Source organism: Marinobacterium profundum (assembly GCF_001528745.1).
Classification (GTDB): domain Bacteria; phylum Pseudomonadota; class Gammaproteobacteria; order Pseudomonadales; family Balneatricaceae; genus Marinobacterium_A; species Marinobacterium_A profundum.
In genome coordinates, this window is the sequence record NZ_BCNS01000162.1 from 29,385 (window position 1) to 43,510 (window position 14,126).

The window sequence follows — 14,126 nt, forward strand, 5'->3', positions numbered from 1 at the left end:
GTAAAGAACATGGCACTCGTCCAGGATGAAGATGACAAATTCCGAATCTACGTGACCCTGACATGGAAGGAGGGACGCCAACTTTTAGAAACGCAACGAAAAACCCCCCGGACGTGGGCCAGCCTGGATCGGCTGGTACGCCACATAAACACCAAATATGGAAAAGTGCCTGCTATACAGTTGGAACTAAGGAGTCAAAATGAAGATGGAAATCAGCAACGCAGACGCAGTAGAAGGAACCCAAAAACCTAACACCCTTCGCAAAATCATGGCCAACATTTGGTTGTTGGCCTGTATTACCCTCCTGCCCGAAGTCGCCATGGCTAACCCCATCGAGGACGGTGTGGACTGGGTTCTGGACCTCCTCACTAACGGCATTGCCCGAAGCGTCGCCATTATCGGTATCGTCTTCCTTGGCTACCTGGCCTGGATGGGACGCATCACCGGCGAAGCCTGCGGCAAGTTCGTCGCAGGTATCGTGCTGGTCTTCGGCGGTGCAAGCATCGTGGATCTGATTATCGCGGCAGTTTCCTAATAGTAGGAGGCTGTCATGGCAGCAAGTAAAGATCCGTTAGTTGTTGCCGTCACGCGCCCCGCTATGAAGTGGGGCGTGACTCTGGACGGCATAATACTCGGTGGCGCACTGGTCGGGATCATAATGATCGGGACCAAAAACCCGTTCACCCTTCTTCTTTATTTTCCCATTCATGGATTGATGTATTTGGCATGCATGCGCGACCCACGGACTTTTCGGTTTTTGCTCCTGGGGCTGTTTACCAAAGGAAAATCCCTTGGTAGGCGTTTTTGGGGGGCCTCAACTGCAAGCCCGATGGTAAACACCCGCGCTTCAAGGAGGTTGCCCAAATGACCGCTGAAAAACGCAAGGTTCAGGAAGTACCTTGGCACCGCGAAAACTCGGTGGCCGAGTTCATTCCATACCAGGCCCAAATCAACGAAAACACCGTTAAGACGCAGGGCGGGGACCTGCTGCAGGTGATCAAGCTCGAAGGTATCGCGCACGAATCGGCGGACCCGGAAGACGTGGAAATCTGGAAGGAACAGCTTAACCTGCTGCTCCGCAATATCTCATCGCCCCAGGTGGCGCTGTGGACCAATACCGTTCGCCGGGAAAGTACTGTTTATCCCCGTGGGGAGTTCTCCGGCGACTTCGATAAAGGACTGAACGACAAGTATTCAGCCTTTATCACTCGGGACAAGATGATGGTCAACGAACTGTACCTGACCATTATCTATCGCCCATCTGCGAACAAGGCCCTTGGCTTCTTCTCCAGCTTGGAAAAGAACAAGGAGGTTCTGAATTACCAGCAGGCGGAAGCTATCGAAAAGCTGGACGAGATCGTATCAAATGCCGTCAGCTCCCTTAGCCGCTACCACCCCCGCATTTTGAGCACGTACATGCGCCACAACCGGCTCCACTCTGAAATCCTGGAGTTCCTGGACTTCCTGGTAAACGGTGACTGGATGCCTCGCGCACTTCCTCGCAAGCCGCTGGCCGACTGCATGGCCCGAGTTAGGCCTTTCTTCGGGGCTGACGCTTTCGAGTTGCGCGGCGTTGTGGATTCCAAGATGGGCGCCATCTTGGGTATATCGGAATACCCAGAAGGAACCGAACCGGGATTGTTGAATGCCTTGCTGTCGGCCCCGTTCCCGCTGGTAATCACGCAGAGTTTCAATTTTCTGTCGAAGCCCGTAGCCATAGAGTTGCTGAGTCGTCAGAAAAAGCGCCTGGAGACAACCGGCGATCTGGCCGTGTCCCAGATTCAGGCCATCGATGACGGCCTGGACGATTTGGCTTCTAGCCGTATTGTCTATGGCGAACACCACCTGTCACTGACGGTTTTCGGTAACGAGCCGCGCAGCCTGCGGGCCAACTTGTCAGCCGCAAGCACCGAGCTGGCCGACTGTTCCATGGTTGTTGCCCGCGAAGACTGGGCACTGGCTGCCGCGTATTGGGCGCAACTGCCTGGCAATGCCAAGTATCGCCCCCGCCCCGCGCCGATCTCATCACGCAATTTTGCGGGCTTCTCCAGTTTCCACAACTACCCGACTGGAGAGCGTAGCGGGAACCAGTGGGGGCCTGCTGTGACGATGTTTAAAACCAGTTCTGGCGCCCCGTTTTACTTCAATTTCCATGAACCCCTGGATAACGCCAAGGCCAAGAAAAAGGCCGAATTGATGCGCGAAAAGGGGATGGAAGCCGTCCAGGAAATGGACGACAAAGAAGAACAGAAGGCACTTGGTAACACGCTGATTATCGGGCCGTCCGGCTCCGGTAAAACCGTGGTGCAGGGCTTTTTGATGTCGCAGAGCAAGAAGTTCAATCCAACCCAGGTGATTTTCGATAAGGACCGAGGGCTGGAGATTTACGTTCGAGCCAGCGGCGGCGGTTATCTTCCACTCAAGAACGGCGTCACCACCGGCTTCAATCCGTTCCAGATGGAACCGACCGAAGCCAACCTGCTTTTCCTTAGCGACCTGGTTAAAAAGGTCTGCGGTGGTGAATTCAACAACCAGGAGGAAAAGGAGATTGATAAGGCCGTGCGCGGTGTTATGGGCCTGCCGAAGGACAAGCGCCGGATTGGTCGCTGCATGGACTTCCTGGACCCTGTAGAGCCGAACGGCCCCCATGCTCGCCTGGCCAAATGGTGCGAAGGTGGTTCACTGGCGTGGGTTCTGGACAACCAGGAAGACACCCTGGATTTTGATAATGGCACCATGTTCGGCTTTGACGTGACCGACTTCCTGGACAACCCGGAAGTGCGAACGCCGATTGTCATGTATCTCTTTCACCGTATTGAACACCTGATCGACGGCCGCCCGTTCCAGATGTTCATGGATGAGTTCTGGAAACTGCTCATGGATGAGTATTTCCAGGACTTCGCAGAAAACAAGCAGTTCGTGATGAGGAAGCAGAACGGGATAATGATTTACGGTACTCAGTCACCAAAAAGCATCCTGAATTCGCCTATCTCTCATGCCCTGATTGGGCAGTGCGCGACTTATATCCTTATGCCCAACCCGAAGGCCAGGCGCGAAGAATATGTGGACGGGCTCCACCTGTCCGAGCGGGAATTCCAGTTGGTCAAAGAGGAAATGGCTCCCGGCTCTCGCCGCTTCCTGGTGAAGAAAGGCCAAAACAGTATTGTGGCAGAGCTTAACTTGCGCGGCTTTGATGACGAGCTGGCCGTTATTTCCGGGACCACCGAAAACGTAAACCTGGTAACAAAAATCATCGAGCAGCACGGCGACGATCCGGCCGTCTGGCTGCCCATCTTCCACGAGCAACGGAGATTTGCATCATGAGAAAAACAGCTATCGCGGCACTTCTTGCAACTGCCATTGGGGCTTCTCAGTCTGCCATGGCTGGCGGGATTCCTGTCATTGACGTGTCCAACCTGACCCAGCAACTGTTGCAGGTACAGCACATGCTGAGTCAGATCCAGGAGCTGCAAGAGCAGCTCGAAACCGCCAACAAAACCCTGGATGGTATGAGCGGTTCGCGTGGCCTCGCCAGTGTTGTTGATACGGCGTATGACATTGCCGTCAACGTCGATCCAGACGGCGTTCTGGCAAACGCGGGTATCAAGAGCGCCGCCGAACACGGCCTGACTGGTGACGTTGCAGCTCTTTACAACAGCGGCAACCAGAATTCCGCTACCTGGTTGGCTCAGTCTCAAAAGTCCCTGGAACAGTCCCAGGAGCGTTTTGCTGACCTGACCGGACTTGTAGCCAAGGTGAATTCCAGCCCGGACCAGAAAGACATTCTGGACCTCCAAGCCCGCATCAGCGCCGAGGAAGTATTCCTGCAAAACGAGCAAGCCAAGCTGGCCATGCTTCGTTCTCAGGCCGAGGCCAACCAGGCGATGCAGAACCAGCGCGTCCAGCAAATGGCTATCGAATCGGTGGGGAGCTTGAACTAATGACTATGAGATTTTCGTGCGCACGAAAAGCCGCCATAGCTATCAGCCTGTCAGCATTGCTGACGGGCTGCTTTGATGAAGCGACCCCGGCGGCCAAAAGCGTGGATTGGTATAAAGCCCACAACGCCGAAAGGCAGGCGATGATGGAAAAATGCAGTCAAAACCCTGGGGAACTGGGGGATACACCAGACTGTAAAAATGCTATCGCGGCCGAATCAGCGTTAAGTGTCGGCTCCCTGAAGTGAGGGCCTAAAAATGGCGTCTACGATCTTCGAGCGAACTTTCGACATGATAGACCTCGCTCTTGATAACTACGTCGTGAATACATCGGGGGACATTATTGCTCTTGTCACCCCGATATTCTCCAGCCTGTTGATCATTTGGATTGCAATTTGGGGATACATGACGATGACGGGGAGATCCGGCGAATTGATGACCGAGGGGTTATTCAGGATTATCCGTGTGGGTTTTATTTTGACACTGGGCCTAACTGTAGGTACCTACGCTGGCCTGGTGACAAACCTCCTATCTGGTGGCCCTGAAACCATTTCGGGAATTATTACCGGCGCCCCTACTGCGTCTGCATCGGCGTCCCTGGATACTCTTTTCACAAAAATTTTCAACATATCGGCGGAAGCCTGGAAGAAAGGCGGGATAATGAATGGCGACTTTGGCCAGTATTTCATTGCCCTTATCGTCCTTCTTTTTGGTGGTGCCGTTACGCTGATAATGGCGTTCCTGGTCCTGTCGTCAAAGGTGCTTACTGCGGCACTTCTGGCAATAGGCCCGATCTCGATTGCTCTGCTGCTGTTTAATGCAACCCAGCGCTTTTTTGAAAGCTGGCTGGCCATGGTGATGAACCAGGCGTTTGTCCTCATACTGGCTTCCGCTATCGGAAAAATGCTGATCGATATTTGTAACACCTTTATCGACAACGCGGCAGCAAACCCGAGCGCCTTAGCAACCCTTGGCGATGCAGCAATGCTTTGTATTGTTTTGGGGCTTTGTGTCCTAGTACTGAAACAGGTTCCCCCAATCGCTGCCGCTTTGGGTGGCGGTGTCGCTCTGGCGACGCAGGGAGCAATCAGCAGGACCATGAACGCCATGCGTCCGTCCACAATCCGCCGCCAGGTCAAAGGAGTACAGCGCGACTACAACACGGCCAGACATGCCGCAGGCGCTCCCGTGCGTGGAGGCAGGGCCGCTTATGCCGCTTATCAGAAGCGGTTTGGCGCAGGAAATACGATCACCGGCACATAAGGAACAGCGGGAACGGACTCCGCCGCGTCCCCCGACGCGGCCAATTTCCCCCTAAAAATTTCGATGACGCGGGCTAAAGCTCACATCATCTCTTTGTTTTTTGATAATCAAAATGTTATATTTTGATTATCAAAAATACCTATAATGATCAAGGAGAGTTCAAGGTGAAACTGAAATCCCTACCTATTTTTGCAATCGCTCTTTCCCTTGGCGCCTGTGCTTCCGTACCGCCGCCACCTCATTGCGAGGACAACGGCCAGGGCTTGCAACCGATCAACCCGGAAATGATCACCCAGGAGCAAGCAAACGCGATACGTGCACCTGAAAAGGACGCCAGTCAGGGGTACAACTTCGCCGGTCAAGGAGGCAATGACAAATGACAGCCAAGCAAGAAACAACCCCGAGCCATGCGGCTTTGGAAAAGCAGTATTTTGAGGAAGCCCGCGACTGGGACGCCGACAAGACGGCCCTCATTAAGCGTTCGGAAAAACGCGCCTGGACGATGGCGGGAGCCTTGCTGATCGTTGCCGTTCTTGAAGCTGTCGGCCTGGCCAGCCTGGCCCCGCTCAAAACAGTAGAGCCTTTCGTTATCCGGGTAGACAACAATACCGGCGTGGTTGACGTGGTTTCGACGTTGGCCGAAACAGCCGGGGAGGTAGAAGAAAGCGCGCAAGAGGCGCTGGATAAATACTGGCTGGGACAATATATCCGGAACCGCGAGTCATACCAGTGGGGAACACGCGAGTACAGCCGGAACCTGGTTGGCCTCCTGTCCGGTGCGACCGTCCAACAAGCCTATGCCTCGTACACCGACCCGAAGCAGAACCCCCAAGCTCCGGTTGTCGTTTATGGCCAAAACACCGAGGTAGAAACCCGCATCAAGGCTATCAGCATCATCAACAGCGAAACAGTGAACGGTGAGCCTCGCACTACAGCCCTGGTTCGTTACACCAAGCAGGTGAAGCGGGCAGGGGAGCGCAGCCCTTTGACTCACTGGGCCGCCACTGTGACGTTTACTTACCTGAACACGCGCATGAGCGTGGAAGACCGACAGCTTAACCCGCTCGGCTTCCAGGTAGTCAACTACCGCAACGACCAGGAAAGCATCGGAGGCTGACATGGTACGCATGAAAACACTTTCCTGTATCGCGCTGGCTGCTTGCCTTGTTGCCGGTGGGAACGTCTACGCCCTGGAGATCCCGCACGGTGGACCGCTGGATAAACGCGTTCGGTTTATCGACTATAAAGGCGCCGAGGTCGTCCAGTTGGTAGGCCATTATGGCTTTTCTACCCATATTCAATTCAGCCCGTCCGAAGCGGTGCAGCAAATTGCCATGGGTGACCCAGATGCCTGGGAAATTGCCCCGGTAGGAAACCACATATTCATCAAGCCCAAGGGCAAAAAACCCGCTACTAATATGACGGTTATCACGTCGCGCCGAGTGTACAACTTCGAGCTGTCTGCACACTGGTCGCAGAACGGCGCGCACTCTAACGACATGCTGTTCCAGGTTAATTTCCGCTATCCCGAGGAGATTGCAGCCCGAGCAAAAGCCGAAGCGGAAGCACGGGAAATGCAAGCGCGGCTAAACCAGTCTGATAATCCGGTGCCTGCAAACTGGAATTATTGGTCGAAAGGATCGGAAGAAGTCACGCCGAGAAAAGCCTTTGACGATGGCCGGTTTACGTTCCTCACGTTCACCAACAACAGCGAAATGCCCGCCATTTACGTAGTGAACCAGGACGGTTCCGAAAGCCTGGTGAATACCCATATTGACCCGGAAAACCCGGACACGATTGTGGTTCACAAAGTGGCGGCCCAGCTTGTTATGCGCAAGGGCAATTCTGTGGCCTGTATTTTCAATAAGTCGTATGACCCGGAAGGCGTGACGAACAAAAGCGGCACCACTATCCACGGCGTTGAGCGAGTGATTAAAGGGAGTTAATGATGGCTGATAACAGAGACGACTTGGACCAAGAAGACATCGACCGGGGTATGCCTTCGATCAACCAGCGCGGCCCTGGTAAAGGCGGGATCGGGCAGAAAATCATCGTGGGAATAGGAGCCATATTCGTTGTACTGGCCTTGGTGGCCGTCAATGGCGGTTTTAGCTCCGCTGAAGAAGACCAGGCAAGGGCAGCCACCTCTAACGATGAGATCGGCAACCGCCTAGGACCAGCTCCGGCACTTCCTGCGCCTCCGCCTCCACCGGAAGCGCCTAAGAAGCCCGAACAGCCGGACATTATCCGCACGGCCGAGGTAGCGCCGCCTCCGGCTCCTCGATACCCAACCACCACCCAGCGCGACAAGGATGCACCGCCGACACCTGAAGAACGCAAGGTGGGCTCCCAGTTGCTGGCCTTCGGTAGCGTGTCCCGGTCGGGCGATGATCGTCAGGCAATGACCGCCGAGGAGAGAGCCCTGCAAATGGCCAGGGAGCAAACCAGGGGATCGGGCGGTTCCATGATGGGCGGCGGTGAAGCCGAACGAGCAGACGGTTTAGGCGCCAAGCTAGAACCAACTCAGGTAGACGGTGCACGCGCAAGCCTCATTGCTGACCGGAATATGTTTATCACGAAAGGCAAGTTCCTGGATTGTGCCCTGGAAACTGCAATCAGCTCGGACGTGCCAGGCATGACCAGTTGCCGAATGACCCGCGACGTGTACAGCACTAGCGGCAAGGTGCTGCTGCTGGAGCGAGGTTCTCGAATCGTCGGCCAGTATCAAAGCGGATTACAGCGCGGACAGGCGCGGATCTTTGTGCTTTGGATCCGAGTCGAAACACCCACCGGCGTAGTGGTTAACCTGGATTCTCCGGGCACCGATGCCCTGGGACGTTCTGGCCACTCTGGATTTATCGATACCCATTTTTGGGAACGGTTCGGCGGGGCAATCATGCTTAGTCTGATCGATGACGTGGGCACCTGGGTTGCAAATGAGTCCGCCCCGAGCGATGGCGGCAACAACCAGATCCAGTTTGGCAGCACAACCGAAGCAGCCAAAAACTCTGCCGGTATCGCGCTGGAAAATTCCATCAACATTCCGCCGACACTGATTAAACACCAGGGCGAGCATATCAACGTATTTGTGGCCCGTGACCTTGATTTCAGGGGGGTGTATGACCTCAGAGCAGAATAATCGGCGGGGGGTGTCACTGCTGGAGTACCTTCGAGTACTCCGGCCGTTTCTGGACGACCCCGAAAACACCGAAATTGTGGTGAACAGGCCCGGCGAAGTGATTACCGAGAGCCGGAAGGGCTGGACGTACTATGAAGTGCCAGAACTGGACCTGGATTGTTGTGAACGCCTGGCGAAGTTGACCGCGACCTACTCTGGCCAAAGCCTGGATGAAAGGAAACCGCTTCTTTCTGCAACGCTCCCCGATGGGGAGCGTATCCAGATTGCGGTCCCTCCGGCCACACTGAACGGACGAATCAGCTTCACGATCCGCAAGCCGTCAACCATCGACTTTACGCTTTCGGATTACCAGGAGCAGGGGTTTTTCGATGAATGCGAAGACTTCACCAACGACCTGAGCAGCGAGGAAAGCACCCTCCTGGAGTTGAAACAGGCCAGGAAGTACAAAGAGTTCCTGGAGCTGGCCGTGGCCAGCCGAAAGAACATCATTGTTTCGGGCTCTACCGGCTCCGGTAAAACGACGTTTTTTCGGTCGCTCTTGAAGATGGTCCCGGATGATGAGCGCCTGTTGAGTATTGAGAACGTGGACGAGCTGGGCCTTTACAAAACCCACCACAACACGACAAGCCTGTTTTATTCAGCGGGTGGCCAGGGCGTTTCTTCTATTACTCAACAACAGCTTTTGGAAAGCAGTCTGCGAATGAAACCAGACCGCATTTTCGTTGCGGAGCTGATAAGGGGCGACGAAGCCTTTTATTACCTCCGCAACGTCAACAGCGGCCACCCTGGAAGTATTACGACAATGCACGCTAACAGTGCCAGGTTGGCTATTGAACAGCTTGTGCTGTTTCTCAAGGAATCGAGCAGCGGCGCGACAATGACCCGCGAAGACATTAAGCAACTGTTGTTTATGTGCGTGGACATTATCGTGCAAATCAAAAACGTGCGGGGTAAGCGCGTGGTAACGGAGATTTACTATGACCCTGAATTTAAGCGACGCCAAATGGCTTAAAATATCCCTCCTGTTTGCCTTTCTCATTGCCGCCATTGTCGGCTGGGCCTGGCTGGGTGGTTATTTCTACCTAGAGCTCGCGAGCCTCGACGGCGGCAGCTCCACCCCTATGACGCTCTACCAATATTGGTATTTCTATGGCGACGACAAAGCGACCAGATCCTGGTTGATGGTCGCCGCCGCTGGTTCCCTGGCCATCTTCTGCCTGCCGATCCTAGCTATTTTCGCACCGGCCAAACGCAAGCTGTTCGGTGATGCAAAATGGGCCACGTCGAAAGACATAGCCGAAGCGGGGCTGTACTCCGATGACGGGATCATCGTCGGCCAGAAAACATCATTCATGGGCCTGTTCAAGCACTACCTGGTATTCGGTGGCGCTCAACACGTCCTTATGTCGGCCCCGACCCGGAGCGGGAAGGGCGTCAGCGTGGTTGTTCCTAACCTGCTGTCTTGGCAAGGCTCGGTTGTTGTCCTGGACATCAAACAAGAGAACTGGGACATAACTTCGGGCTTTCGCTCGAAGCATGGCCAAGAATGCTTCCTCTTGAACCTGGCGCCCCGAGACTACCGGACGCACCGTTGGAACCCGCTCCACTACATCAGCGACGATCCGGCGTTCCGTATCAATGATATTCAGAAGATCGGCCAGATGCTGTTCCCGAAAATCGAGAATGAGGCACCTATCTGGCAGAGTTCGGCGCGTTCGTTGTGGCTTGGCCTGGTTCTGTATCTCATCGAAACCGAAGAACTGCCCGTGACCATGGGCGAGGCCCTGCGTCAGCTCACTATGGGCGACGAACGCCTGGCCGAAATCCTCGAAGAACGACAGGAAAGCGACAACCCCTTGTCTGGCGAATGCTACCTGGCATTAAAAGAGTACCTGGACACCCCAGACAAAACGCGGGGCTCTGTGCGCAAGGGCTTCACTGCCTCTTTGGAGTTGTTCTATAACCCTGTGATCGATGCCGCCACGGCGGGCAACGACTTCGATTTGCGCGATATTCGCAAAAAGCGCATGTCAGTTTATGTCGGTATCACCCCGGACGACCTGGAGCGCCTGGCGCCGCTGATCAACCTGTTTTTCCAGCAGGTTATCGATCTGAACACCAGGGAATTGCCCGAGCAAAATCCCGAACTGAAACACCAGGTGTTGATGCTGCCGGACGAATTCACCGCCATGGGTAAGGTTGGAATTCTGTCCAAAGGTATCAGCTACATTGCCGGTTACGGCCTGCGAATGCTACCTATCATCCAATCGCCCGCGCAGCTCCGCGAGGTGTACGGCGCGGACGCTGCTGAAACCTTCGTGGAAAACCATGCGTTGCAGGTCATCTTCGCGCCGAAAAACATCAAGGTTGCCAAGGAAATTTCCGAAACGCTGGGCACTACTACGGTCAAGAACAAGTCAAAATCCCGGCAGCTCACCGGCAAGTCCAGCCGGTCGGAAAACGCGAGCGATCACGGCCGTGCGCTGCTGCTACCCCAGGAGGTTAAGCAGATAGGCAAGAACGCGGAGATCCTGATTCTGGAGAACTGCCCGCCGATCCGGTGCGATAAAATCACCTGGTATAAGGACAAGCTATTCATCGAGCGCGGAAACGGTCGCGATGGCGTGAAGTGGCCAAGCCCGGTAGTGCCACTGGTAGACCCGGATAGCCGCCAGATGGGCGAAATAGACTTCAGGCCCAATAGCGTAGACGAAGCCGCCCGAGCAGTAGTTGAGCGGCCAGTAACAGCAGCAGATATTGAGAAAATCGACGAACTGGACCTGGACAACTTCAGTTGCGACTTTTCCAAAATCGACGTTCCCAAGGGTGACATTGATGACGATGCCATGGACGCCCTGGTTAACGACTTTTTCGATGCAATGGCAGCGTAAGGAGGCGGCACCATGGCCCAGAAACAGATCACGGATAGAAGCACTTACCTGGTTATTCCGTTCGATGACAAAGACAACGCGGTCAAGGCGGCCGGAAAGCTGCCTGACGGCTCGAACGCTATTACCTTCGACGGTGACAACAAGCTGTGGTACGCCAAGCCAGGCGCCGATCTCTCCAAGGTTTCGCAATGGCTACCGGACCAGACCAAGGCCAATTCCACGACCGCCGAGAACGATCCTCAAATTGAGTTCACCCGCACTCTTGAGGGTGCCGGCTTTATCATTGACGGCTTGCCCGAAATGGACGGCCGCCGCCATCGAGTGAAGACACAAGACGACAAGAGCGGCCAGAAAACCGGCGTTTATGTCGGATACTTGGATGGTGTCCCGGCTGGATGGTATCAGGACCACCGGACGCACTCCGAGCCGGTAAAGTGGAAAGCGACCGGCCAGAAGCTGGACCAGGAAGCGCAAACGCATCTCCGCGCCCTTGCACTCCAGCGGAAAATGGAACGCCAGGCAAAACAGGAACGATCCTACGATCACAACGCCCGCCGCGTGGGGCAAGCCTATGAACTCATGCCGGACGCTACCGATAATCAAGGCTACCTGGAGAGAAAAGGGGTTAAAGCCTTCCCTGGTGCAAAAATGGACAAACGCGGCCGCTTGGTGCTGCCGCTCCGTAACGAGAATGACGAAATTCGGACCCTCCAGCGGATCGATGCAACCGGCTTTAAATCGCTCAAGAAAAACGGCCAGAAGTCGGGTAATTATTTCGTGGTTGGCGACCGTGACATACAAAACGGTGAACCCGTATTGTATGCCGAAGGCTACTCAACATCGGCCAGCATAGCCGAAGCAACCGGCCGTCCCGTTGTAATGACAGTTGACGCCGGGAACCTGCCGCGAGTCGCGGAAAAACTGAAAGAGAAGTACCCGGACAGCCCCCATTTCATCCTGGGGGATGATGACCGGGACAAGATAGTGAACGGCAAGGAAGTGAACAAAGGCCGGGAAAAAGCCGAGGAAGCGGCGGAGCTGACCAACGGCGTTTTCCGTGTACCTGAGTTCAACGAACAGGAACAGCAAGCCGGACTAACCGACTTCAACGACCTGCATCAGTCTCGCGGGCTTGAGTCTGTCCGGGAGCAAGTCGAGCAGATTGTGGCGCAGTCCGAAAAGGTGGAAAGCATGAGTGAAGGGAAGAACGAAAACACCAACGAGCCGGTGATTACCGAGAATTTCGAGCAGTATGTAAACCAGGGGCTCGGACAGCAGCAGGAAAGCCAGATTGACACCAAACAGGCCCCGGCCATCGAGGAGCCTGTAAACGCCGCCGAAGCGCAGCACGTCGAAGCGATTGCCGACCAGGAGCGCCCCTCTACAGAGCAAGCCGAGCAGATCCAGGACAGTGCCAGCCATCAGGCGGAACACCAGACCGAAGCCGAAGTGGAAAACACCATTGAACCGCACATCGAGCAAAAGCAGGAAACATCAGCAGACGTTGACGCCCGCGCCTGGCTTACAAGCAACCGCCGCCAGTCCGTGACCGAGATCCTGGAAACGAAGGATGACAAGGAAGAATCCCTGGAAACCGCCCGCCGTGAACAGTTCGAGCAACTGAACAACCAGGCTCCAACTGGACAGGCTGGACAGCAGGCCGACCCGTTTGTCGAGCAGACCAGCTTCAAACCGGTGGTGCCGGAACGTGTGGCCAAGAACTATGTTGAGATCGACGGCAAATATTATTTTGGCAATCGCCCCGACTCTCTGGCGTTCGTAGACAAAGGCGCCCGCCTTCAAACCAAACTGAGCAATGCCAAAGTGGCCGGTTCCATGGTTGATATTGCAGAGGCTAGGGGCTGGACCGAGATCCAGGTAAAGGGAACCGCCGACTTTCGCCGGGACGCCTGGCTGGAAGCATCAGCCCGAGGCTTGGCCGTCCAGGGATACAAGCCGAAGGAAGAAGACCTGGCCCGCCTCAAGAAACTGACCGAGGAACGGCAGTCTAACGAGATCGAGGCCCGAGAGCAGGCAGACCAGCCCCGAAGCAACCAGGGACAGCCTAGCCGCCCACGTCAGCAGGCCGAAGCACCCAAACCAAGGGAAGCAGCCAGCCAGGGCGAGAAAGCCCAGCAGGGGGCCGCACAAACCGAGGAAACAAGCCAGGCGAACGACAAGGCCGCCGAGAAGGTCAACCGATTGGCCGGGACCGTGGTAGAGCATGGGAAAGCGCCCTATGAAGACAACCCGGAGAACCGGGACAGCTATTACGTCACCCTGGAAAACTCGGACGGCGAGAAAAGCACCACCTGGGGCGTGGATCTCGAACGTGCAATGGCCGAACGCGAGGTGAAGGAAGGCGATAAGGTCGAACTAGAGAACCTGGGCCGTCAGCCGGTGACAGTCAACCGGCCAGTGAAGGACGACAAGGGCAAAGTAGTAGGTACGGAACAGATCAACTCCCACCGCAACAAATGGGACGTGAAAGCCGAAGCACTCCAGGACAGGGAGCGCGATGCTAAAGAACTGGTGCGGGAGCATCCCGACCTGGTTAACGAAGTTGCCGCTATCAAGGTGGCCGAGAAGTTTAGCCAACAACAATTCAGCAATGCAGCCGACCGCGACCGTTTTATGGACAAGGTACGCACCCAACTTTCCAGCAACGTATCCCGTGGCGAACAGGCCCCGGAAGTGAAGCTGCGCGAAGAAAAAGTGATCGAAAAGGAGAAAGAGAGTGAGCGATAAGCCAAGCGAAAACATCATGGACCTGAACAAGCCTGGCGTGGTTGTCGAGGTCAGCAAAGAAGAAGCCGCCGACCTCGGTGCGTTTGAAGAAGACGCCATGAGCGAGGAAGACGCCCTGCAGGCGACCGAGGAACAGGAGGACTAACC

14 protein-coding genes are annotated in these 14,126 nt (G+C 55.3%); all 14 read left to right on the plus strand.

The features are described from left to right. The first annotated feature begins 199 nt into the window (after positions 1–199). Positions 200–535 (plus strand): TrbC/VirB2 family protein, encoded by a 336-nt coding sequence (locus tag MPRO_RS19575; RefSeq protein WP_245635147.1) that lies wholly within the window; start codon positions 200–202, stop codon positions 533–535. Between the two features lie 15 nt (positions 536–550). Beyond that, positions 551–868 (plus strand): VirB3 family type IV secretion system protein, encoded by a 318-nt coding sequence (locus MPRO_RS19580; RefSeq protein ID WP_067297062.1) that lies wholly within the window; start codon positions 551–553, stop codon positions 866–868. Further along, a complete protein-coding gene (locus MPRO_RS19585; protein ID WP_067297065.1) occupies positions 865–3,324 on the plus strand; it encodes a VirB4 family type IV secretion/conjugal transfer ATPase in 2,460 nt (819 codons plus the stop codon). The genes MPRO_RS19580 and MPRO_RS19585 overlap by 4 nt, the downstream gene beginning before the upstream one ends. Further along, complete coding sequence (locus MPRO_RS19590; RefSeq protein ID WP_067297068.1) at positions 3,321–3,941, plus strand: type IV secretion system protein; 621 nt, start codon at positions 3,321–3,323, stop codon at positions 3,939–3,941. The genes MPRO_RS19585 and MPRO_RS19590 overlap by 4 nt, the downstream gene beginning before the upstream one ends. Beyond that, the gene (locus tag MPRO_RS19595; RefSeq protein ID WP_245635148.1) at positions 3,941–4,186 is read left to right on the plus strand and encodes an EexN family lipoprotein; all 246 of its coding nucleotides are present in this window, start codon (positions 3,941–3,943) and stop codon (positions 4,184–4,186) included. Before MPRO_RS19590 ends, MPRO_RS19595 begins: the two co-directional genes overlap by 1 nt. Before the next feature lie 10 nt (positions 4,187–4,196). Continuing rightward, positions 4,197–5,201 (plus strand): TrbL/VirB6 family protein, encoded by a 1,005-nt coding sequence (locus MPRO_RS19600; RefSeq protein WP_067297071.1) that lies wholly within the window; start codon positions 4,197–4,199, stop codon positions 5,199–5,201. A 164-nt stretch (positions 5,202–5,365) separates the two neighbouring features. Further along, complete coding sequence (locus MPRO_RS19605; RefSeq protein WP_067297073.1) at positions 5,366–5,581, plus strand: hypothetical protein; 216 nt, start codon at positions 5,366–5,368, stop codon at positions 5,579–5,581. Then, the gene (locus tag MPRO_RS19610; protein WP_067297076.1) at positions 5,578–6,318 is read left to right on the plus strand and encodes a VirB8 family type IV secretion system protein; all 741 of its coding nucleotides are present in this window, start codon (positions 5,578–5,580) and stop codon (positions 6,316–6,318) included. Before MPRO_RS19605 ends, MPRO_RS19610 begins: the two co-directional genes overlap by 4 nt. A gap of 1 nt (position 6,319) precedes the next feature. Continuing rightward, positions 6,320–7,147, plus strand: a complete 828-nt coding sequence (gene virB9, locus MPRO_RS19615; protein ID WP_173645529.1) for a P-type conjugative transfer protein VirB9 — start codon at positions 6,320–6,322, stop codon at positions 7,145–7,147. A gap of 2 nt (positions 7,148–7,149) precedes the next feature. Then, complete coding sequence (virB10, locus tag MPRO_RS19620; RefSeq protein ID WP_245635149.1) at positions 7,150–8,340, plus strand: type IV secretion system protein VirB10; 1,191 nt, start codon at positions 7,150–7,152, stop codon at positions 8,338–8,340. Next, a complete protein-coding gene (gene virB11 / locus MPRO_RS19625) occupies positions 8,321–9,352 on the plus strand; it encodes a P-type DNA transfer ATPase VirB11 (protein ID WP_067297082.1) in 1,032 nt (343 codons plus the stop codon). The genes virB10 and virB11 overlap by 20 nt, the downstream gene beginning before the upstream one ends. Further along, positions 9,318–11,231, plus strand: a complete 1,914-nt coding sequence (locus MPRO_RS19630) for a type IV secretory system conjugative DNA transfer family protein (RefSeq protein WP_067297085.1) — start codon at positions 9,318–9,320, stop codon at positions 11,229–11,231. Before virB11 ends, MPRO_RS19630 begins: the two co-directional genes overlap by 35 nt. 12 nt (positions 11,232–11,243) lie before the next feature. Next, entirely contained in the window at positions 11,244–13,979 is a 2,736-nt protein-coding gene (locus MPRO_RS19635; protein WP_067297088.1) for an LPD7 domain-containing protein, read from the plus strand. Next, positions 13,969–14,124, plus strand: a complete 156-nt coding sequence (locus MPRO_RS19640) for a conjugal transfer protein TraD (protein ID WP_245635150.1) — start codon at positions 13,969–13,971, stop codon at positions 14,122–14,124. The genes MPRO_RS19635 and MPRO_RS19640 overlap by 11 nt, the downstream gene beginning before the upstream one ends. The last annotated feature ends 2 nt before the right edge of the window (positions 14,125–14,126 follow it).